The organism is Paenibacillus sp. LBL (assembly GCF_029893715.1).
GTDB classification, from domain to species: Bacteria; Bacillota; Bacilli; order Paenibacillales; family Paenibacillaceae; genus Paenibacillus_AQ; species Paenibacillus_AQ glucanolyticus.
In genome coordinates, this window is record NZ_JARXYU010000002.1 from 403,882 (window position 1) to 424,474 (window position 20,593).

Consider the following 20,593-nt stretch of genomic DNA (forward strand, 5'->3'; position numbering starts at 1 on the left):
TTTGAATCAATATGAAGGAATTTGATTCTTCTTAACGAACATACACAGAGTAATCTGTACACATAAGAAAGAGGGTGACCTGGCGTTATCAAGTTATACTTGTATACACGGCGACTCGCATTTGCCACTGTATTGAAGTGCCAAGGTAAGTTATAACACTTAAATACAACTGGAAGAGGAGTATGGCAAATGCATATCGTTACAGAAAGATTGGTTATTCGCGAGTTTGATCCGGGCGACTGGCAAGATGTTCTTCTATATACATCAGACCCCGTTGTGATGAAGTATATGCCGGAAGCGGTGTTTACGCAGGAGACAGTGAAGTTATTTTTGTCCGAAAACAGGGGAGATCAAGCTAGAAAATACGCGGTTATGTTGAAGATGGAACAGCAGGTGATCGGTCACATCGTGTTCCATCCCTGGTTCGGGGAGCTTACGTATGAAATCGGCTGGATCTTCAACTCATCCTATCAGAATAAGGGCTATGCCACGGAAGCAGCCAGAGCAGTGCTCCAGTATGGCTTCGAGGTACTGAACATACACCGGATTATTGCGACGTGCCAGCCAGAGAACACCCCCTCCTACCGCGTGATGGAGAAGCTGGGTATGAGAAGAGAAGGACATTTTAAGCAGTGCATTCCCCAAGGCGATGTGTGGTGGGATGAGTATTATTATGCGATGTTAAGGTCTGAATGGGAAACCATGTCATAGTTTTTTTGCGATAATATAATATGTGCCCAATATATCTCATGATTGACAATGAGATATATTGGGCTGTTTGATTTGTATCGAAAGGTTTGCCCTGGATATGAGAATGAGTATATGACATCGTTGAAAAGCGCCATGATCATGGCAGAAGACGTGGAGATGAAGGCCAGCCCTTCGCCAGCCTCCCGGAGCGACGTATCAGAGCAGGCGCAGGATAATCCCTTTTTTTAAATTACGGGAGATCTTCTATTATATTGGCTACAATCCGTTTCGCCATTCCGATGATCGATTCTGCGAAGAGAAGGACAAAAGTTATGACAGGCTGTCCAGATCAAGGGCCAGCATGTTTCGGCTCTCTTGTTCAGTGACCTTATCCAGATAGGATCCTGCCGATTCTTTGGATGCCAGAGCGCGCTCCTTATCCCCTAAGACCAGATAAGCACGGGCTTCCGCTTCATACCCGTATCCGATGTAGAACGGTTCGAGACTTGCGGATGAGCCAACGGTGATGCAGCGCTTGGCATAACGCAGCGCTTGATCGCCTTGCCCCACTACCGCATACACTCTGGAGAGCTGCCAATATCCAATCGAAAGGTTGCGCTGTGTATGATCCTCGACCCGGGTCCAATGCCAGAAAGAACTGTGACACATATGAATCATGTCCTCTTCCTCTTGGGGTGTACGCTGTTTGTTCTCTAAGATATCCCACACCTGATTGAAGCAGTCCATTGCAAATTGTTTATGGGTATTTGGATTCTGATTATCCATACCGTATTCCTCCAATATTGGGTGATTTCATAAGGCGGGTAATTGAATCGTAAAGGTTGTCCCATGATCAGGCACGCTCTCCACGTTCATCGTTCCGCCGTGATTGTGAATAATGTTCTTGGTTATCATGAGACCGAGTCCCGTTCCTGTATCTTTGGTTGTGAAAAAAGGCTGTCCCAAGGATTGGATCTGCTCAGGAGTCATCCCAATCCCTTCGTCCTGCACTACAATTTGAACATTGTGGCCGCTGCGCAGCATGTCTACGGTGATGGTTCCCCCTTGATTCATCGCTTCCATCGCATTTTTCAGCAGATTGATAAAGACTTGCTTAAGCTGATTGACCTCACCCTGAACGGATATCGGGACATCCGGGTAATGAGGAATGATTTCGATATTTTTGAGTGCGGCTTGAACCTTCATCAGTGTAATAATCTGCTCCAGAATCGGCAGTACTTCGATTGGACCGCTGACATGAACCCCTTGCGGCTTGGAGAGCACCAGCAGTTCGTTGACAATCAGCTCAATGCGTTTAAGCTCCGATTCAATAATTTCAAAATATAGCTCGTTGCTGCTTTCCGAAGATCGCAGCAGCTTCACGAATCCGTTAATGGATGTTAACGGATTCCTGATTTCATGGGCGATTCCTGCGGCCAGCTGTCCAGCGGTCGTTAGCTTCTCAGACTGCATTACGCGGTCCTCTTCCATCCGCTGCTCGGTGATGTCTTTGAAGATGCCCAAGGCGGCTGTATCACCTTCATAATGGACCATTATCGTGCAGCCGCTGACAATCTTCTCTTGCCCGTCCAGGCAGCGGATCAGATAGTTGACGCTTCCAATAACCCCATCTTTCTCATATCGCATACGGCGCTTGATCAGGTCATTATGAGACGATACATCGACCACTACATCTGTTGAAATGCCAAGAACATCACGGGGATGCGTGGCTTTTACCATTCTGAGCGCTGCGGGATTAACGTACTGGACAATACCCTTCTTGGTGATGAGTACTGAGAGGGGGAGAATCTCCAGCAGCTGCAGGAATGTATGTTCTTTCTCGAAGAGTTTCTGTTCCTTCTGTTCGAGCCGCTCCATAAGCTGACGGTGCAGGGTTCGATCCTCAAGCTGTACCCAGTACGACTTGGGATTCTTCTCCGTATCCAGCTCAATCCCGGTATGTATGTTGAGGTAGAGCATGTGCTTCTCTGGATGATGATAGGTATGTTCAAAAGGGTTTATGGATTGCTGATGATCTTGAGACGCCTTTACGTTCTGAACGATACAATTCAATAGCATGCGTATGCTTTCCGCTTGCTGCGCCCCGGCAGTTAACGCTTGCTGCGTGTAACCCAATAGATCACTTAGTGCCGTATTGGCCTTAAGTAGAGTTCCATCAAGTGAAACAATTGCCATTCCAATTACAGCTTGTTCAAAAGCAAAATCAGGATTTTGGTTGGGATAGGGCAGCACTGCAAGTCTCCTCTCAAATATCTGCAAGGATCGAAGTTACCCATATTATATGTTGGTCCCTATCTTTCATCAATCCTATTCTATTGATCTTTGGCTTTGGCTGCCCGCCATACAGAAAAGGCAAGGCAACAAATCCTCCTTGCCTTTTTCTTAGAGCAACTTACTGCTCAACGCGTGTGAAAGAACAGATTTCGCAGGACCTTTTCAAAGGATAGCTTTAGCTCCTCCGAAATGGGTGCCATCGGCAGACGAAGAGTGTCATTAGAGATGAGCCCTTGCTTGGCGAGCAGCCATTTGAGTGGAACGGGATTAGATTCTGCGAACAGCTTCTGAATACACGGAATCAGCACTTCAAATTCCAGTTCAGACCGAAAATAGTCCCCTTGGGCAGCTAATTGATACATGCGAATGTAGGCCTCGGTATTCAAGTTGGCAGACGCCAGAATCCCGCCGGAAGCGCCATGATACAGCATTTCCTGGAAGTGAATATCATCCCCGCATAGAACAGGCTTCGTACGATTCTGTGATAATTCCTTCATTAACTCCGTACTTGAGGTGCTATCCTTCATGCCAATCACACCAGGCAGATCCATGATTCTTCTTATGGCATCGACCGGCAGCCGGATACCTGTACGCGAAGGAACTTCATACAAGATAACCGGTATACCGACCTCGGACACTTGACGGAAGTGTTCCATGATCCCTTCTATTGAAGGACGGCTGTAGTAAGGTGTGACTACCAATACGGCATTGGCACCGATAAGCGCTGCCTGTTCCGTCCGTTTCACGCTGGAGACCGTATCGTTCGTTCCTGTACCGATGACCAGCGGCAATTGCCGCTTGCCCAGAATTCTCCGGGTTTCCCCTGTAAGCCGAACAACCTCCTCCCACGTAACCGTTGGCGCCTCGCCGGTCGTACCGTTGATGACCAAACCCTGAATGTCATGGGTTAACAAGTTCTCTACATAACGTTGATACGAAATAAGGTCCAGCTCATAATCCTGTGAAAAGGGTGTAATGACAGGCACATAAATTCCATGCAGCTGCTGCTCATTCAACATGGCCCTTCCTCCATTTCATTGGTTGTGGTTATACTGTATCATGGCAATCAGGATCAGTGTTATCTATAATAATAGATAATTATTATCAATATTATTGATAAGGAGAGCGAGATGGAACTCATCTACCTGCAAACATTCAAGGAAGTGGCGGATCGTCAAAGTTTCACGAAAGCTGCGGAGGAGTTAGGATATGCTCAATCCAGCGTAACCACTCAGATTCAGAAGCTGGAGAAGGAATATGGCGTCAAGCTGTTTGAGCGATACGGCAAAGGTCTGCGGTTGACGAAGTCCGGAGAGGAGCTTCTGAAGTATGCAGTTCAGATGCTGGACCTGTTCCAGCAGTCGAAGGAAAAGCTGACCAAACAAGGCGGGGGCACCTTATCGATAGGGACCATCGACTCGTTAGCCGCTTATTTTCTTCCGCCGGTCGTACATCGGCTGAGACATCAATATGAGGATCTTTCCATTCGTTTGCAGCCAGATCGTGAAGACCGCATTGTGAGTAAAGTGAGGGAAGGCGAGTACGATATGGGTCTCATGCTGGAACATAACCCGTCTGATGCATCCTTAACATGGATTCGAATCAGGGAGGAACCTCTATTACTGGTCGCTCACCCGAATCATCCTCTGCATGTTCATCCCGTCATTAAGCTTGAACATCTGGCTGATGTAGAATGGATTATGACCGAGGATAGCTGCAATTATCGTATCATGCTGGAAAAGGTCCTTCGTGCCCGCGGCGTTCCCTTACGTATAGGATTGGAATTAGGCAATCCCGAAGCGATTAAGCGCTATGTCATGTCCGGTTCGGGGATTTCGCTGTTGCCCCGCATGGTAGCCGAAGCGGAAATCAAGCGGGGAGAGCTGGCTGTTCTTCCCTTTATCCATCCGGATATCCGACTGGACATACAGATGGTGATACATCCTAAGAAATGGATCTCGCATGCGCAGAGAGATTTCATCGATATGATGATATCCAAACCCTAGAAAAAGCTCTGTCCGATGATATTGCATTTAAGGGAAAGATTAAGTATGATTTAGCTAACAATGTATAGGTTTATGTGTGACTGGCGTAGCATGGGGGACCATGAGGGAGCACATGGATGACAACGGCCGTACGCCTGGGCAGAGGTAAGGGAAGCTTATTTCCCTTACCTCTTTTATTATTCTAATGACTTCTATCATCTCTGAAACTATGAAAGAAAGGGGATATCACAACGATGTTGAAAACGAAGAAAATACTGCTGCTAGGATCAGGAGAACTGGGAAAAGAGGTTGTCATCGAGGCACAGAGACTGGGCGTTGAAACCATCGCCGTTGATCGTTATGCCGATGCTCCCGCCATGCATGTCGCCCATCGCAGTTATGTCATTGATATGCTGGATGGGGATAAGCTGCGCGAGATCATAGAGCAGGAGAAGCCGGATTTGATCGTTCCCGAGATTGAAGCACTGGCAACGTCGGAGCTTGTGAAGCTGGAGGAAGAGGGATACCGCGTTATTCCTACCGCGAGAGCCGCGAAACTGACGATGGATCGGGAAGGCATCCGCCGACTGGCGTCGGAGAAGCTGGGGCTGCCGACTGCGGGTTATCGGTTTGCCGATACGTATGAGGAGTTTGTTCAGGCTGTGCGGGAGATGGGATTTCCGTGTGTCATTAAACCGCTTATGAGCTCATCCGGCAAAGGCCAGAGTGTCTGCCGCTCAGTAGATGAGATCGCGTCCTGCTGGAATATTGCCATGGAAGGCGGCCGGGTGCAGAACGGGAGAGTGATCATTGAGGAATTTATTACGTTTCAATCCGAGATAACACTTCTGACGGTTCGCTCTGTGAGTGGGACAAACTACTGCGCGCCAATCGGGCATATCCAGGAGAGTGGAGACTACATCGAATCCTGGCAGCCGCATAACATGTCGGAAGAGCAGATTGAGGAAGCCAAAGGTATAGCAAAGGCGATTACCGACGAGCTTGGCGGGTTCGGATTGTTTGGGGTAGAGCTGTTCTTGACCGAGAACAAAGTGTACTTCAGTGAAGTATCTCCAAGGCCGCATGATACCGGCTTGGTTACGCTTGTCACACAAAACCTGTCCGAATTTGCGCTTCATGTACGTGCCATTCTCGGGTATCCGATACCCGAGATCGAATGGATCACGCCTGGAGCCAGCCGGCCGTTGAAAGCACCGAAAGAGCTGGAACATTATACGGTTACCGGTGCTGAGCGGGCACTTGCCGTTCCGAACACTCAGCTGCGCATTTTTGGCAAGCCTGTAACCAAGGTCGGAAGACGCGTCGCGGTTGCGCTGTCCACGGCCAGCCATGTAGAAGAGGCACGTTCACGTGCAAAAAAAGCATGGGAGATGCTTGCTGTAGAAAAAGTTTAATCGCTTAAAGTGTAACCTTTCTTGCTTGTCCCTCTTGATCATGTTCTAAGGTCAACCGGCACTTCCCGGTTGGCCTATTTCTATAGGAAGCAGCCGCGAGCATCCGTTTCGCTATTGCCGTGCCGTGGTGCCGAGACGAGTATATGTAATTTAAAAATTAATAATAAATATGCAGAAATTTACGATCGTTCATGATAAGATACACAGGAATACGATGGTCCACATCCCGATAATCCCATCATTTGGGGCCTTATCACGGGATTCATTTCAACATATAAATAGAACGCTCTACAGGCATAGGAGAAATAACATGAGAGATATGACACAGGGAAGTCCGATCAAGCTGATCGTGATGTTTACGATTCCGCTCTTAATCGGTAATGTTTTTCAGCAGTTTTACAATATGGCAGATACACTCATCGTGGGACGGACAATTGGGGTGGACGCACTTGCAGCCGTAGGTTCGACAGGCAGCATTTTGTTCTTTGTCATCGGTTTTGCCCAAGGCTTGACCGCAGGATTGTCCATCATAACGGCTCAGCGCTTCGGTGCAAAAGATATCGCAGGTATCCGTAAAAGTGTCGGCACGAGCATCTGGATCAGCCTTGTCTTCACCATTTTTCTAACCGTTGTCAGTGTGATGTTTACGAGACCGGTGCTTGAGATGATGAATACGCCGGCTGAAATATTGGATGATGCCTACTCCTATTTGATTGTTATCAACTGGGGTGTTGGCGCAGCCGTTCTGTTCAACTTGTTGGCCAATCTGCTCAGAGCGCTAGGGGACAGCCGAACGCCGCTGCTCTTCTTAGTGGTTGCAAGCATTCTGAATATTGTACTGGATCTGCTGTTTATTCTTGTATTCAAGATGGGCGTAGCAGGAGCAGGACTTGCGACGGTTGTATCACAGCTGTTCTCCTGCTTGCTGTGTCTGATCTATATTCACAAAAAAGTACCGCTGCTGCAGTTCAAGAACGCGGATTGGTCCATAGACTGGACATTTATCCGCCAGCATATGTGGATCGGCTTTCCCATGGGCTTCCAAGCCTCCATCATTGCGATCGGAGCCATCATTCTTCAGATTACGCTGAATGGACTCGGTGCAACCGCCGTAGCTGCATACACCGCAGCTCAGAAAATTGATATGCTCGCGACCCAGCCTATGAGCTCCTTTGGCATTACGATGGCAACGTTTGCGGCTCAGAATTATGGGGCAAACCGAATAGATCGAATCAGGCTGGGGGTTAAACAGTGCATTTGGCTCTCGGGATCGTTCAGCATCGCCGTGGGATTGCTGGTCATATTCGCGGGTCCTGCCGCGGTCAGTCTGTTTGTCGGTCAGGGTCAGGAGGAATTGCTATCGCTCAGCAGGCTGTACTTCTTATCGAACGGAAGCACCTATTTACTCCTGTCGCTGTTGTTTATATACCGCTTCACCCTCCAAGGCTTGGGACAGAGCTTTATTCCAACGGTGGCAGGCATTATGGAGCTGATCATGCGCGTTCTGGCTGCCATCTTCCTGACCGCACAGATCGGTTTCCTCGGTGCAAGCCTGGCTAATCCGCTGGCATGGTTAGGTGCAGTCATCCCGCTCGGCATCGCCTATTATATGAGTATCAAGAGGTTGAGCAAGCCCGCTGCATCTACATCGATAGCGGTTCATGCTTAAGGAACAAGATTCAATGGATAACGGAGAACGAATGATGACTCTAAGAACAGGAATCCACCTGTTTGATCAGAGGCACATTCGTTCTTTTTTTGTAACTTTGTAACGGCTTGAAAAAAACGTAAAAGTCAGACATTCCAAATTGCAGGACGGCGATGTAAGATCTTTTTAGATCCATTAAGCTATTAACGGACGAAAACAGGAGGGGTCGCATTGTATAAAGTGCTGTTAGTGGATGATGAAGCCGATGTGCGGGAAGGGCTCGTACAGGAAATACACTGGGGAGCATGCGGATTCACCATCGAGGGTACGGCGGAGAACGGAAGAGAGGCTGTGGAACTTGCAGAGCGACTCGAGCCGGATGTTGTCATTACTGATATCAGTATGCCATTTCAGGACGGACTTCAGTTAGCCGCATGGCTTCGGGAGCATCAGCCGCTATGCAAAATTGTCATACTGACAGGCTACGATGAATTTGATTATGCCCGCCAAGCGATTACGCTCCGTGTGGATGAATATTTGCTTAAACCATTCTCTGCGGACAGCTTCATGGAGCTATTGCATAAGATCAAAGACAAAATCGATAGGGAGGTTGCCGAACGCGAGGATGTAAGACAGCTGAAGGAGCATTACCGCACAAGTCTGCCCTTGCTTCGGGAATCGTTCCTAGCATCGCTGCTCACCCGTAAATTACCCCGTACGATTATCGAGGAGAAGACTCGAAACTATGGGCTCCCATCGAATGGAGCCTGCTATTTGGCGTCGGTATTGGCCTTGTATCCGGCGGCTGAGGATAAGGAGAAGACTTCTTCAAGCTCGCTGCGCCATTCAGGCGATCTGGATTTAATGCTGCACGCCATGTTGAACATAGCCAAAGAACTCATGGATCCTCTTTCTTATGGAAGCGCATTCATCTATCAGGATAGCATTGTGTTATTGACTGCGAATGACGGGCGTGAGGATGAGGCATGGTTTAACGATCTGCAGGTCACTCTGGACCGTCTATTAAAAAGCGTCCTTCACTACTTGAAGCTGTCGGTTACGATAGGCGTTGGCTCCAAGGTTCGGCATCTGTCCGATCTCAAGCATTCCTATCAAGATGCTCTGCTGGCACTGGATTACAGACTGATTCTCGGTGCCGAGAAAGTCATCTTCATTGATGATGTGGAGAGCCCGAGGCAGGAGGGAGTTCGTCTGGATGAGCTGAAGGAGCAAGCTCTGATTCGTAATCTGAAGCTGGGTACTGCGGAAGAGTTGAGTGAAGCGATTTCGCACATATTTGATGAGCTGATTGGTGCCTCCTGCACCATTCATGAGGTTCAGGTCTACCTGCTGGAAGTAGTCACTTCCATATTGCGAACAGCCAAGGAATCGGGAATTGAAATGGAGGAGTTGTTCGGGGCAGGGTTTCAGCTGCACGCTGAAATTTTTAAATTTTCCGGACTGGAGGAAGCCAAAGCGTGGCTTCTTGACATCAGTTTGACCATCCGCAAGCATATTTCCAGCTCCAGACAGCACTCCTATAAAGACATCGTGGAGAAGGCGCTTCAATATACCCGGGAGCATTACGTGGATCCCGAGCTTTCTCTGCAGAAGCTGTGCATGCAGCTGCACATCAGTACAGGCTATTTTAGCGGCGTGTTCAAAAAAGAGATCAAAATGACGTATGTTCAGTATTTAATGCAGCTGCGCATGGAAACGGCGAAGGAGCTTCTGCGTTCTTCGGATCTGAAGGCTTTTGAGATTGCAGAGCGCGTCGGTTATGCCGATCCGAATTATTTCAGCTTCTGCTTCAAGAAGCAGGTTGGTATATCACCCAAGGAATACCGTGCGCAAGCGAGGGGGTAGGACACAGGTGAAAATCACGTATTCCAAGCGATATTCGGCAAAGACGGCCATGCAGCGCTGGGTTAGGCGATTTCGCACATACAGCATACAATCCATCATCATGTGGTCGTTCTCCGCATTTATTCTGCTCATTGTGGTTGTCGTAGCCGTGCTGCTCTTCAACAAATTCTCGCGCTCGGCAGAGCAAAGCGTATTTCTGAATGCCCAGCAGATTGTCGATCAGGTTAGCTATAATCTGGAGGATTATGTGGATGGAATGGCGCAGCTGTACCGGGCTATCGAGGATAATATGCTCGTGGACGGGCAATGGGACGATGAAGAGGTGACCCAACAGCTGGATACGATCATGCGAAGCCGGGATGATATCGTCTCCATCGCATTATTCAATGAGCAGGGCGAAATGCTGCGGAACCATCCGGCCGTGCCGGTCAAACCAAGCGCCCGGGTGACGGAGCAGAGCTGGTTTCACTCGGCCATGAGGGTGTCGAATCATTTGAGCTTCTCGCTGCCCCATGTGCAGAATCTGTACGACAATACGTTTCAATGGGTCGTCACAATGAGCAAAGGCATTACGGTCGTTCATAATGGGGAGCCCATGTACGTCATCCTGCTCGTGGATATCAATTTCAAGAAAATTGATGAGCTTAGCAGCCGTATCAGTTTAGGGAAGCGGGGGTATGCGTACATCATCGATGAAGGCGCCGGGAATATCGTGTACCATCCCCAGCAGCAGTTAATCTATATGGGGCTTCGGAATGAGAGCGTGGAGAGGGCGCTCACATCCTCCGACAGCTACATTGACGAATCGGACGGGATCAAGCGGCTGAACACCGTGAAGTCGGTGGTTAACATTGGCTGGAAAATCGTTGGTGTGTCTTATCTGGACGAGATCATGACCACCAGAGAAGAGGTCAACCGCTATCTGGTTCAGGTTGTCGCAATCGTTCTGGTGCTTGCCATCGTCGTGTCGCTGATTCTCTCCGCAATGCTTACACGCCCTATCCGCCGGATGGGCAGAACCATGAAAGCGGTGGAACGGGGAGATTTCAATGTAGAGCTTCCGATGCAGGGGCCGCTCGAAGTCATGCAGCTGTCCAGCCGATTCAATCTGATGCTGGACAAGATCAGACAGCTGATGCAACAGATTGTGAAGGAGCAGGAATCCAAGCGAAAGTATGAACTGGAAGCATTACAGGCGCAGATCAACCCGCATTTTTTATATAACACCTTGAATTCGGTTGTCCGCATGGTGGGCATGAGCAAGAAGGAGGAGGTCATTACGATGATTACCTCCTTGTCGAAGCTGTTTCGCTTGAGCCTGAGCAAAGGAAAAACATCCATCAGCGTACAGGAAGAGCTGGAGCATGCAAGGCATTATTTGACCATTCAACAGATGAGATATAAACAGAAGTTTGATTTTACAATCGAGGCCGATGAAGCGTCACAGTCTTGTTATACCCTCAAGCTGGTGCTTCAGCCTTTAATTGAGAACGCTATCGTGCATGGCATCGAGTATTTGGTGGATCAGGGACATATTTCCGTAACGGCAGCCGTACGGGGAGACGTGTTGGAACTGACGGTTGCGGATAACGGGGTGGGGATGGCTCCCGAGGTCGTTGAAGGAATTTTGGACGATGAATGGCCTGAGCAGAATCCCGCCAAATTTGTCAATACGGCCGGCTCCGGTGTAGCCGTTCGAAATGTTCACGATCGTATCCGGTTGTATTATGGGCATCGGTATGGTCTGGAGTTTCAGAGTGAGCTGGAAGCGGGCACGACCGTTCGCATTCAGATTCCTGTCATTCACGATAATATCGAGGAGGTGCGCGAGGATGATTAAGAGAATTACTTCAATTCGGTTACCGCATGTCCCGATCGTCTGTTTCATTGCGGTTTTCTTATCACTAATGTTCTTAACCTCATGTTCTTCAGAGCCACCCTTGGATGAGGAGAGCGAACTGCGGCATATTGCGCTCGTAGCACCCGTACACGCCGAAGAACAGGGCGATGCCATCCGTTTGGGTGCCGAAGCGGCTGCCAAGGAATACAGGTTTGAGCTGGATTATATCGCCCTTGAGCCAAGTGACGATGAAGCGGAGCAGCTTCAAGTCTCGCTACAGGCATTGGAGAGAGGCACTTCTGCCATATTGGTTGACCCGGCATCCGAAGCTGTGCTGAAGGACCTCGGCGTGAAGGCTTCAGCAGCGGGGATCCCGGTGATTGCATTAAATGATGCCCGCATGAATACAGGTGTGATGGCCGCCATTGCAATCAACAACGAAGCGGCAGGACGCCAGGCGGGGCAGCAGCTCGCAGACCTGCTTGGAGGAGCAGGCATAGTGGCCATCCTTCGATCGGACAGGGAAGATCCGGACTTAATTGCTCGCGAAGAAGGCGCCAAGCAAGTACTGTCGAATATCAGCGGCATTCAAATTGCGGATGGCGCCGCATGCGGCAAGCGTGAGGATGCTTGCTGGCAGGCAGCCAAGCAGCTGCTTGACCGGGATGCCATCGACGGGATTCTGGCACTGGATATTCAGGCATCCCTAGGTGCTGCCAAAGAAGTTGCTCGGCGCAAAGAGCAGGGGAGGATCAAGATTGTCACATTTGGCAGCGATCTGGAGCAGCTGCAGCTTCTTCAGGATGGCGTCATTCACAAGCTGGTGGTACAGAATGGCTTCAGCACAGGTTATTTGGGAGTAGAACAGGCGGTGAGAGTATTGGACGGCTCCAGATATGACAAGCCGATCGTGCTTGAAACCAAGGTCATTGATGCGGATAACATGTTCTGGATGGATAATCAGAAGGTGTTGTTTCCATTTGTGAAGTAATTCCACAACTGTAAAAAGTGATGAGGATTTTGATAGAAAACATGAGGATTTTGAATTCGAATGTGCCATCCGTTACGGCATAATGGCGATAGACAGTGAAATGCGGCAATGGATGGCCGTACACATCGCTGATCATCGAATGAATCAGGGAGGTCAACCCAGGTGAAGAAAAAATGGTTGTTTGTCCTTATGGCGGGCATGATGCTGACCACGGCGGCATGCAATAACGGCGGAAGCAGTTCAACCGGCGGTGAAAGCAAGGGAAGTGAAGCAGCGAGCGGAAGCACGCCCCAAGTGGGGGTGGCGATTTACAAATTTGACGATACGTTCATGACGGGTGTGCGTAATGCAATGTCCGACGCGGCTGATGGCGTGGCTAAGCTGGATATCGTGGATAGTCAAAATGCACAGCCTACCCAGAATGAGAAAATCGACCTGTTTATTTCAAAAAAATACAGCTCCATGATCATCAACCCGGTGGATCGGACAGCTGCCGGCGTCATTATTGATAAGGCCAAGACGGCTAATACACCGGTTGTTTTCTTGAACCGGGAACCGATCGCAGAGGATATGAACAAATGGGATAAGGTGTATTACGTAGGGGCGAAGGCGGAGGAATCCGGCACAATCTCCGGTCAGCTCATCGTGGATTATTGGAAGGCGAATCCGAAGGCAGACAAGAACGGGGATGGCAAACTCCAGTATGTGCTGCTGCAGGGCGAACCGGGCCATCAGGATGCGGAGCTGCGAACCAAATTCTCCGTGCAGGCGATTCAAGATGCAGGCATCGAAGTGGAAGCGCTTGCGGTAGATACCGCGATGTGGGACCGCGTAAAGGGCCAGGAAAAGATGCAGGCATTCCTCGCATCCCATGGCGACAAGATTGAAGCGGTTCTCGCGAACAATGACGATATGGCGCTGGGAGCCATTGAAGCATTGAAGGCAGCGGGATATTTCAGCGGCGACAAATACATGCCTGTTGTCGGCGTAGATGCAACGGCCCCTGCAATCCAGGCGCTTGAAGACGGCACACTTCTCGGTACGGTGCTTAACGATGCAAAGAGCCAGGGAAAAGCTTCAGTAGCGATTGCTGCGGCACTCTCCAAGGGAGAAACGCCGAACAAGGATAACACCGGCTTTGACATTACCGATGGCAAATATGTCTGGATCGCTTACAAAAAAATAACGAAGGACAATATCGCCGACGCGAAATAATGGCAGGGTTATATGAAAGGGGCAGCGGCTATTCGTAGCGTTGTCCCTTTATATTCGGCTTTTTTTGGCCCGGCAGGCGAAGGAGGTATCCAGGGATGACAGAATCGTACGTACTGGAGATGCGGAATATATCGAAGGCTTTCCCAGGAGTTCAGGCGTTGAATGATGTGACATTCAAGGTAAAGCCTGGCACCGTGCATGCTCTCATGGGTGAGAACGGGGCAGGCAAATCAACGCTGATGAAGTGTTTGTTCGGCATTTACAAGCCGGATGCCGGCGATATTTATTTGAATGGCAGCAAGGTAACCATTAACAGCTCCAAGGACGCGTTAAATTATGGAGTATCCATGATCCATCAGGAGCTCCATCCGGTGCCGCACCGCAATGTGATGGAGAATATATGGCTGGGCCGATTTCCGATGATGGGTTTCTGGCCTTTCAAATTTGTGAATGAGAAACAGATGGCTATCGATACGCTCCGGCTGTTCCGTGAGCTTGATATCGATGTTGATCCCAAGGCAAGGACGGGTGCGCTCTCTGTATCCAAGATCCAGTCGCTTGAAATCGTCAAGGCCGTGTCCTACCACTCCAAGGTGATTGTGATGGACGAACCGACCTCATCTCTGACGGGTAATGAGGTGGAGCATCTGTTCAGCATTATGAACAGGCTTCGGTCGCAGGGCGTGTCGATTGTGTATATATCGCACAAGATGGAAGAAATCCTGCGGATATCCGATGATGTGACCATCATGCGTGATGGCAAATATGTCGGTACCTGGCAGGCAGGTGAACTGACAACCGATTTGATTATTACCCGCATGGTGGGGCGGGATTTGACGGAGCGTTATCCTGAACGCACGAATGTTCCCGGAGATACCCGGATGAAGATTCACAATTTGAGTTCCCCGAATCCGAAATCGTTCCAGAATGTGTCCTTTGAGCTCCGAAAAGGCGAGATTCTGGGCATTGGCGGCCTGGTTGGTGCGCAGCGGACGGAGCTGATTGAAGCCATGTTCGGGCTTCGTCCGATCGCCTCCGGAACGATATCGATTCACGGCAAGCAGGTGAAGATCAAGTCACCTTCCGATGCCAAGAGAAACAATATGGCACTCTTGACGGAAGAGCGGAGAGCAACCGGCATTTTCCCGGTTCTCTCGGTTTACGAGAATACGGTCATTGCCAATCTTCGAAGGTATCAGAATTGGGCATTTCTGTTGAATGAACGTAAAGGAATGGAAGATGCCCGAAGGAATGTGGAGAAGCTGAGAACCAAAACGCCGTCGGTGAATACCCAGATTCGGAATCTGTCCGGCGGCAATCAGCAGAAGGTGCTGTTGGCAAGATGGCTGCTCACGGAGCCTGAGATTCTGCTTCTGGATGAGCCTACCCGTGGAATCGATGTCGGTGCGAAGTTCGAGATTTATTCCATCATTACGCAGCTGGCCAAGCAAGGGAAGAGCATCATCATGATTTCCTCTGAAATGCCCGAGCTGCTGGGGATGTCCGACCGGATCATGGTGATGAGTGAAGGGCGGATGACGGGAATTCTTGAGGGGCATGAGGCTAGCGAAGAGGAAATCATGCGGCTTGCCGCACAGCAGCGGTCAGCTGATCCAGGAGGGGAAGATCGATGAATACGCAAGTCATCGTTAAAGTTAAAGATTATTTGGCGCAGCGCGCCATATTCGTTGTATTGATATTGCTCGTGATCGGGATTGCCGTAGCAGATCCTAACTTTCTGGCCTTCTCCACATTGAGGGATATTCTGCAGCAATCCTCTACCAGGTTAATTATCGCGCTTGGCGCGGCATTCATTCTGATTACTGGCGGGGTGGATCTCTCGGCTGGACGGGTCGTAGGTTTAAGTGCCGTTGTATCGGCATCGATGCTCCAAACGGATGTCTATGCCAACCGTTTCTTTCCGGATCTCCCTCAAGTTTGGGTCTTCATGCCGATTCTTATCGGCATCTTGGCGGGGCTTATCGTTGGTTTAATTAACGGTTTCATCGTAGCCAAGCTGCATGTGCCGCCATTTATTGCGACACTCGGCACGATGGTCGGCATTTATGGCATCAATTCCATCTATTTTGATATGGAGCCGAACCAATCCCAGCCGATTGGCGGTTTAAGGCCCGATTTTACCGTGTGGGGAAGTGGATATATCGATTTCGGTGGCGGATACTCTCTTCCGTACATCGTTATTATTGCCGTGTTTGTGGCTTTTGTCTGCTGGGTTATATTCAATAAAACCCGGCTCGGCAAAAATATGTATGCCATTGGCGGCAACGTTCAGGCTGCGCATGTATCCGGCATTAACGTAGCCCGAAATCTCATAGCGATCTACGCCATCTCCGGGGCGCTGTATGGAATTGCCGGCGTGCTGGAGGCTGCCAGAACCGGGGGTGCGACCAACAACTATGGCAATATGTATGAGCTGGATGCCATTGCCGCGTGTGTGGTAGGCGGCGTATCCACTGCCGGGGGTATCGGCACGGTTCCGGGCGTGATGGCTGGCGTGCTTATCTTCGGTGTCATCAATTACGGCTTGACCTTTATCGGTGTGAGTCCTTATTGGCAATTGATTATCAAAGGACTTATTATTGTAGCAGCGGTTGCCTTTGACATTCGAAAGTATATGGCAAAAAAATAAAGGAAAATGCAGCCGCTGGAGTATATCCCGCGGCTTTTTTAATAATCATCAACTACAGGAGGTGCTGTCATGATTACGGATCAGAAGCGACTGAATATCGGTGTGCTGGGCTGCGGTCCCATATCGCAGTACGGGCATTTTGAAGCTTGCAGAAGAGCGCGCAACGCAAGGCTGTACGCCATATGTGATGTGGCTGAGGATTTGCTCAGGAGGATGGCCGAAATCCATCAGCCTGCGCAGACCTTCAACGACTATGACAAGATGCTGGCCGATCCGGATGTAGACGCGGTCATCATTGGCATCGCAGACCAGTTTCATGTTGAAGCTGCACTTAAAGCCATCGAAGCAGGCAAGCATGTTTTGGTTGAGAAGCCTCTCGGTGTCACCGTAGAGGAGTGTGAGGAATTGCTGCGTAGAGCCGAGCATTCCGGGTCTGTGGTACAAGTCGGCAACATGAAACGATTTGATCCGGGAATCGCTTACGCCAAGCAGTTCATGGATCAAGAGATGGGTGAACTGCTGGCTGTGAAAGCATGGTATTGCGATTCCACCTACCGTTACACGGTCACGGAGAACGTGCAGCCGATGGTGCAGCTGAGTCCGAACGCATTGAGACCGGAAGGCAATCCGAAGCTCGATAAACTGCGATACTTCATGCTCACCCATGGCAGCCATCTGGTTGATACGGCGCGCTTTTTAGGAGGAGAGATGGCCAGTGTTACGGCTTGGAACACGCAGAAATTCGATGCATATAACTGGTTTGTCACGGTTCAGTATGCCTCGGGTGCTATCGGACATCTGGATTTAACGGTTGCCGTGCGGATGGACTGGCATGAAGGCTTTCAAATATACGGCGAACACGGAAGCATTCTCGGCAAAACCTACAATCCGTGGCTCTTTAAGTCAAGCGATGTTGAGGTGTTCTCGGCACGTGACGGCTGTTATCACAGACCGCTTGGCGAAGACGCGCATTTTTTCAAGCTTCAGGTTGAGGGCTTTGCAGATACGATTCTGGACCAAGCACCCATGAAGGGGGCCAATCTGGAGGATGGCGTTGCCGCCATGCGGGCGATGGCGGCGATTGCAAGATCTGTGGAGAGCAAGGAGACGGTGAGGCTGGCTGATGTAACGGGAGGTGTATGAGGCATGAGGCTTGGCATCTTCTCCAAGACGTATGACCGTCCGACATTGGATGGGAATTTGGATGCAGTCATGGCAAGTGGACTCGATATCATACAGTTCAATCTGTCATGCGCTGGTCTCCCGTCTCTGCCGGATGCAGTGGATATGGAGTTGGCGGTCCATATAAGGGAAGCGTGTGAGAAGCGGCATCTTCATATGGCTGCAGTCTCCGGTACCTTTAACATGATTCACCCGGATCGGCAGAAACTGCGGAACGGTGTTCGCCGGTTTCGTCATTTGGCCGTGATGTGCCATGCCATGGGAACATCGGTCATCACCTTGTGCACAGGCACAAGGGACCCGGTCAATATGTGGAGAACGCATCCGGATAACGACACGCCGGAAGCATGGAATGATCTGCTCCTGACGATGCGGGAGGTTGTGAATATCGCGGAGGAATTCCAGCTTGACCTCGCTATTGAACCTGAGCGGGCCAATGTGGTTAGCGATGCCGTCAGATGCAGGCAGCTGCTGGATACCATCGCTTCAGCCCGATTAAAGGTCGTGCTGGATGCGGCGAATTTGTTCAGGCCGGAGGAGGAGAAGCCTTTGGCCGATGTTCTGGAACAAGCATTGTCGCTGCTCGGCGAACAGGTCATTATCGCGCACGCGAAGGATTATTCGACCGCTGACGGGCTGAAATATGTGGCTGCCGGAACCGGTGATCTGGACTACGGAGCTTACTTGAGGCTGCTGCAAGATTATCATTTCAAGGGACCGCTTATTCTTCATGGATTGTCAGAGAATGAGGTGCCGAAGAGTGCTCACTACCTGAGGACCCGAATGGCTGCAGTTCAAAGAAACGGATGAGGGGATTGTTACAGTAGCCAGGCCCATGGTATTCATGGTCTTTTTTGGCGTGTCCTCACTAGATCTTCACAAGTTTCAGTTATCATGAATTTTTATGTTAAAGTGGACGTGTACTGAGAAAGCACTCGATAAGGAGAAACAACCATGAAGACCATATTAGTCGTGGACGATGAGCCGAATATTAGAGAAGTTCTTGCTTCTTATCTGCTTAAAGAACATTATCTGACACTGGAAGCGGCAAACGGTTCCGAAGCATTGGGATACATGCGTGAGCAGGCTGTGGATCTTGTTATATTGGATCTGATGCTGCCGGATATGGAGGGTGAGCGGGTATGCCAGGAAATTCGAACGTTCAGCTCAGTGCCGATTATGATGTTGACGGCAAAAGTGGCCCAAAGCAGCAGGATTGGCGGGTTTGCGGCCGGTGCGGATGACTATATTGTAAAACCTTTTGACCCCCGCGAGGTGATGGCAAGAATCAAAGCCGTCTTAAGACGGGGGGATGACAGCAAGCTGCTTGCAGATGTAATTGTATATCACCAGGGGCGGCTTGTGATCAATTCGTTGAAGCACGAGGTAACCTGTGATGGACAGGTCATAAATTTGACGCCCAGCGAATATAAACTGCTGCTCTTGCTGGCCAAGTATCCACAGCGGAATTTCTCGCGCGAAGAGCTGGTCGATCGGGTATTAGGCTGCGATTTTATTGGGGATATCCGCATTATTGATCAGCATATCAAGAATTTGCGGCAGAAGATTGAGCCCGATTCAAGACAGCCCCAATATATCATCACCGTCTACGGATTCGGCTACCGCTTTGGAGGTGAGGTGTCTTGAAGCAGCGCCTGGATCTAAGGCTTGCCGCCATTATCATCAGCATCACCGCAGGGATTCTGATCGTGTTTACCGTCACCAATATTGTGACCAACCATTATCATATAGCCATGTACCAGCAGCAGTCGAATGGGCATCACGGAATGGACGAGCTGAACGAACATCTGGAGCAGGCGCAGATGCAATCCATTATTTTGACATGCTTGCTGTCGATAGCCGTGGCCTCCATCATAGGTATTTATGTGGCTAGAAGGATATCGGCTCCCCTAATCCAGATGAAGCAAGCAGCTGAGATGATGACGCAAGGGAAATTGGATATCAGGGTGGATACCCGAGGAGACGATGAAATCGCGGGACTCGGTTCTTCGCTGAATGAGCTGGCTGTACAGCTGCAAAAGCAGGAGCAGCTTCGGAGAAACATGACGCAGGATATTGCCCATGAGCTGCGAACGCCGTTAACTACCTTGAAGAGTCATACCCGTGCGCTGGAGGACGGCATATGGGAGCCGACAGCCGATCGCTTTCGAACCTGCCTGGAAGAGATTGACCGATTGATTGATCTGGTTACTGAGCTTGAAGATCTGCATGATATGGAATCACCCGAGTTTCAGTTATCCCGATCGGAACAGGATCTGGCCAAGATTATAGAGAGAGCTGTGACCGTGGTAAGGGCCGCGTACAATGAAAAACAAGTGGATCTGCGATACGTGCATCAACCCGGCGATTCGCCGATAATCGCTAAAGTAGATACGGACCGGATGCTCCAAACCTTAATCAACGTGCTCAGTAACGCACTGCACCACACACCGGCAAGCGGGAGGGTCCAGGCTGATCTCGTGGACGAAGGGAATACGGTTCAGATTCGTATTGAGGATTCAGGCCAAGGCATTCCAGCTTCCGATCTGCCGTATATATTCGAAAGGCTGTATCGGGGAGATAAATCAAGGAACCGGTTAAACGGTGGAAGCGGAATGGGACTTGCCATCGTCAAGCAGCTTGTTGCAGCTCACGGCGGAGATGTATGGGCTGAAAGCGGGAAAGAGCAAGCAGGTGGAAGCTGCTTCTATATTCGGATACCCAAGGAAATTCCCGTCGATTCCAGAAGACAACAACAGGAAGTACAGAGGCAGGAGTCATCTATATAAAAAAAACAGCAAGCGCTCTGCTTTAAG

At 49.9% G+C, this 20,593-nt stretch carries 17 protein-coding genes and 1 riboswitch; of the genes, 14 read left to right on the forward strand and 3 right to left on the reverse strand.

The window, feature by feature from the left end:
• The first annotated feature begins 189 nt into the window (after positions 1-189).
• Positions 190-711, forward strand: coding sequence for a GNAT family N-acetyltransferase (locus tag M2277_RS06920; RefSeq protein WP_280754445.1), 522 nt, complete (start codon positions 190-192; stop codon positions 709-711).
• Positions 712-1,020: 309 nt separating this feature from the next.
• On the opposite strand, the gene M2277_RS06925 is transcribed toward M2277_RS06920, so the two are convergent.
• The 3 genes from M2277_RS06925 to dapA form a co-directional block, all read right to left on the reverse strand.
• On the reverse strand, positions 1,021-1,476 hold the full coding sequence (locus M2277_RS06925; RefSeq protein WP_006210562.1) for a hypothetical protein: 456 nt from the start codon (positions 1,474-1,476) through the stop codon (positions 1,021-1,023).
• A 27-nt stretch (positions 1,477-1,503) separates the two neighbouring features.
• Positions 1,504-2,943, reverse strand: coding sequence for a PAS domain-containing sensor histidine kinase (locus M2277_RS06930; protein WP_280754446.1), 1,440 nt, complete (start codon positions 2,941-2,943; stop codon positions 1,504-1,506).
• A 167-nt stretch (positions 2,944-3,110) separates the two neighbouring features.
• Positions 3,111-4,004, reverse strand: a complete 894-nt coding sequence (dapA, locus tag M2277_RS06935; protein WP_280754447.1) for a 4-hydroxy-tetrahydrodipicolinate synthase — start codon at positions 4,002-4,004, stop codon at positions 3,111-3,113.
• A 111-nt stretch (positions 4,005-4,115) separates the two neighbouring features.
• Here dapA and M2277_RS06940 point away from each other — a divergent pair, with 111 nt between their 5' ends.
• The 13 genes from M2277_RS06940 to M2277_RS07000 all read left to right on the forward strand — a co-directional run bounded on the left by M2277_RS06940 (position 4,116) and on the right by M2277_RS07000 (position 20,566).
• Positions 4,116-4,991, forward strand: coding sequence for a LysR family transcriptional regulator (locus M2277_RS06940; protein ID WP_280754448.1), 876 nt, complete (start codon positions 4,116-4,118; stop codon positions 4,989-4,991).
• A 66-nt stretch (positions 4,992-5,057) separates the two neighbouring features.
• A riboswitch (ZMP/ZTP riboswitch) is annotated at positions 5,058-5,138 on the forward strand.
• Positions 5,139-5,224: 86 nt separating this feature from the next.
• Positions 5,225-6,385, forward strand: coding sequence for a phosphoribosylglycinamide formyltransferase 2 (gene purT, locus M2277_RS06945; RefSeq protein WP_280754449.1), 1,161 nt, complete (start codon positions 5,225-5,227; stop codon positions 6,383-6,385).
• Between the two features lie 310 nt (positions 6,386-6,695).
• Positions 6,696-8,054 carry an MATE family efflux transporter gene (locus M2277_RS06950; RefSeq protein ID WP_280754450.1) on the forward strand — a complete coding sequence of 453 codons (1,359 nt, stop codon included), beginning with the start codon at positions 6,696-6,698 and terminating at the stop codon, positions 8,052-8,054.
• 210 nt (positions 8,055-8,264) lie between these two features.
• The gene (locus M2277_RS06955; RefSeq protein WP_280754451.1) at positions 8,265-9,899 is read left to right on the forward strand and encodes a response regulator; all 1,635 of its coding nucleotides are present in this window, start codon (positions 8,265-8,267) and stop codon (positions 9,897-9,899) included.
• Between the two features lie 49 nt (positions 9,900-9,948).
• On the forward strand, positions 9,949-11,739 hold the full coding sequence (locus M2277_RS06960; RefSeq protein ID WP_280754587.1) for a cache domain-containing sensor histidine kinase: 1,791 nt from the start codon (positions 9,949-9,951) through the stop codon (positions 11,737-11,739).
• Positions 11,732-12,730, forward strand: coding sequence for a substrate-binding domain-containing protein (locus M2277_RS06965; RefSeq protein ID WP_006210555.1), 999 nt, complete (start codon positions 11,732-11,734; stop codon positions 12,728-12,730). The genes M2277_RS06960 and M2277_RS06965 overlap by 8 nt, the downstream gene beginning before the upstream one ends.
• Before the next feature lie 162 nt (positions 12,731-12,892).
• Complete coding sequence (locus tag M2277_RS06970) at positions 12,893-13,945, forward strand: galactose ABC transporter substrate-binding protein (RefSeq protein WP_063480609.1); 1,053 nt, start codon at positions 12,893-12,895, stop codon at positions 13,943-13,945.
• A 95-nt stretch (positions 13,946-14,040) separates the two neighbouring features.
• Positions 14,041-15,579: a sugar ABC transporter ATP-binding protein gene (locus M2277_RS06975; RefSeq protein WP_280754452.1), complete on the forward strand. Its 1,539-nt coding sequence runs from the start codon at positions 14,041-14,043 to the stop codon at positions 15,577-15,579.
• Entirely contained in the window at positions 15,576-16,595 is a 1,020-nt protein-coding gene (gene mglC, locus M2277_RS06980) for a galactose/methyl galactoside ABC transporter permease MglC (RefSeq protein ID WP_006210554.1), read from the forward strand. The genes M2277_RS06975 and mglC overlap by 4 nt, the downstream gene beginning before the upstream one ends.
• Before the next feature lie 69 nt (positions 16,596-16,664).
• Positions 16,665-17,738 carry a Gfo/Idh/MocA family protein gene (locus M2277_RS06985; protein ID WP_280754453.1) on the forward strand — a complete coding sequence of 358 codons (1,074 nt, stop codon included), beginning with the start codon at positions 16,665-16,667 and terminating at the stop codon, positions 17,736-17,738.
• A gap of 3 nt (positions 17,739-17,741) precedes the next feature.
• Positions 17,742-18,587, forward strand: a complete 846-nt coding sequence (locus M2277_RS06990; RefSeq protein WP_280754454.1) for a sugar phosphate isomerase/epimerase family protein — start codon at positions 17,742-17,744, stop codon at positions 18,585-18,587.
• Between the two features lie 144 nt (positions 18,588-18,731).
• Positions 18,732-19,424, forward strand: coding sequence for a response regulator transcription factor (locus M2277_RS06995; protein WP_280754455.1), 693 nt, complete (start codon positions 18,732-18,734; stop codon positions 19,422-19,424).
• Positions 19,421-20,566: a sensor histidine kinase gene (locus M2277_RS07000; RefSeq protein ID WP_280754456.1), complete on the forward strand. Its 1,146-nt coding sequence runs from the start codon at positions 19,421-19,423 to the stop codon at positions 20,564-20,566. The genes M2277_RS06995 and M2277_RS07000 overlap by 4 nt, the downstream gene beginning before the upstream one ends.
• Positions 20,567-20,593: the final 27 nt, after the last annotated feature.

Coding starts and splice junctions, on each gene's coding strand:
- M2277_RS06995 (WP_280754455.1), top strand. CDS start 18,732: ATGAAGACCATATTAGTCGTGGACGATGAGCCGAATATTAGAGAAGTT.
- M2277_RS06960 (WP_280754587.1), top strand. CDS start 9,949: ATGCAGCGCTGGGTTAGGCGATTTCGCACATACAGCATACAATCCATC.
- M2277_RS06925 (WP_006210562.1), bottom strand. CDS start 1,476: ATGGATAATCAGAATCCAAATACCCATAAACAATTTGCAATGGACTGC.
- dapA (WP_280754447.1), bottom strand. CDS start 4,004: ATGTTGAATGAGCAGCAGCTGCATGGAATTTATGTGCCTGTCATTACA.
- mglC (WP_006210554.1), top strand. CDS start 15,576: ATGAATACGCAAGTCATCGTTAAAGTTAAAGATTATTTGGCGCAGCGC.
- M2277_RS06920 (WP_280754445.1), top strand. CDS start 190: ATGCATATCGTTACAGAAAGATTGGTTATTCGCGAGTTTGATCCGGGC.
- M2277_RS06965 (WP_006210555.1), top strand. CDS start 11,732: ATGATTAAGAGAATTACTTCAATTCGGTTACCGCATGTCCCGATCGTC.
- purT (WP_280754449.1), top strand. CDS start 5,225: ATGTTGAAAACGAAGAAAATACTGCTGCTAGGATCAGGAGAACTGGGA.
- M2277_RS06985 (WP_280754453.1), top strand. CDS start 16,665: ATGATTACGGATCAGAAGCGACTGAATATCGGTGTGCTGGGCTGCGGT.
- M2277_RS06990 (WP_280754454.1), top strand. CDS start 17,742: ATGAGGCTTGGCATCTTCTCCAAGACGTATGACCGTCCGACATTGGAT.
- M2277_RS06940 (WP_280754448.1), top strand. CDS start 4,116: ATGGAACTCATCTACCTGCAAACATTCAAGGAAGTGGCGGATCGTCAA.
- M2277_RS06950 (WP_280754450.1), top strand. CDS start 6,696: ATGAGAGATATGACACAGGGAAGTCCGATCAAGCTGATCGTGATGTTT.
- M2277_RS06975 (WP_280754452.1), top strand. CDS start 14,041: ATGACAGAATCGTACGTACTGGAGATGCGGAATATATCGAAGGCTTTC.